A 1,326-nucleotide genomic window follows, 5' to 3' on the forward strand; every position below is an offset into this window, starting at 1 on the left:
AGATGGAATGGACACCGCCCTCCCTCCGGGGAATTGGGCACGATTGAGGGCCTCCAGGACCGAACGGCATCAATGTGCCAAAGTGGAGTTGCGACACAACCACTTAAGGAGCGGAGGCCCCAGATGAATGCTACGACATACGGACTCGACATTGCAAAGCGGGTGTTCCAGATGTACTGGGTCGACGCCCAAACTGGCGAGATCGCGAATCGGAAGTTCGGACGTGACGATTTAATTGTATTTCTGGCGCAGCGCCCCGCCGGTCGCGTTGCCCTCGAAGCTTGCGGAAGTGCTCACTGGTGGGCACGTAAGATTCGCGCGCTCGGACATGAGGTGGTGCTATTACACGCCCAATTCATTCGACCTTTCGTGCAAACGAACAAGACTGACGCGGCCGACGCCCGGGCAATCTGGACTGCAGTGCAGCAACCCGGCATGCGCACGGTTGCCGCCAAGACAGAGGATCAGCAAGTGATGCTAAGCCTCCATCGTATGCGCTCGTTGCTCGTCAAATTTCGAACGATGCAGATAAATCAGCTGCGTGGGCTGCTGTATGAATTCGGCGTAACGTTTCGCGCAGGACGCGTAGCAGGACTCGACGAGATCAGAAATCGCATGGCAGAACTCGAAGACACACTGCCACGATCGATACTTCTTAACCTTCTCGAACAGTTGCGTCGCATCAACCTGTTTGAGGAGGACATCGATCAACTCGAGAAGCGGATTGGCGTCTGGCAGAAACACGAAGCGGCATGTCGTGCGATCTCCGAAGTGCCGGGTATCGGCCGCCTGACCGCAACGGCCCTGGTAGCAACAATTGGAGATGCGAAGACATTCAGGTCCGGGCGCGAGTTCGCAGCGTTTCTGGGACTTGTTCCCCGTCAGAATGGTACCGGCGGAAAGATACGGCTGGGCTCGATCTCCAGACGTGGCGACCCATACTTGCGTACGTTGCTGATACATGGGGCGCGCTCTGTTCTGTGTCACACCAAGGTACCCACCGCATGGCAAAAGGCAATACTGGTGCGACGACCAGCAAATGTAGTAACAGTGGCCTTGGCGAACAAAATGGCGAGAATCGCCTGGGCGATCCTCGCTCACGGGACGTCGTACGAAGCGCATCATGTGAGCAACAGACCTGCATAGCAGGATGAGCACTTTGAAGCGTTGAAGAACTGGTAGGTTGCTTGGGTTGATTTCAATGTGATGGCGCGACAGGTCGGACCGCAGGAACGCAAACCTGAACACAGTCTTGTGCTTCAAGCACGTGGCCGAGATGAGGACGTTCCTGGCGAATTCCATCAGGGCCCGCAGCTTCGGCTTGCA

At 56.5% G+C, this 1,326-nt stretch carries 1 protein-coding gene; it reads left to right on the plus strand.

All coding sequences use genetic code 11. The annotated features are described in order from the left end of the window. The first annotated feature begins 123 nt into the window (after nt 1-123). On the plus strand, nt 124-1,146 hold the full coding sequence (locus P0D96_RS47960; RefSeq protein WP_211708933.1) for an IS110 family RNA-guided transposase: 1,023 nt from the start codon (nt 124-126) through the stop codon (nt 1,144-1,146). The last annotated feature ends 180 nt before the right edge of the window (nt 1,147-1,326 follow it).

It is taken from the genome of Paraburkholderia sp. RL17-347-BIC-D (assembly GCF_046027915.1).
Classification (GTDB): Bacteria; Pseudomonadota; Gammaproteobacteria; order Burkholderiales; family Burkholderiaceae; genus Paraburkholderia.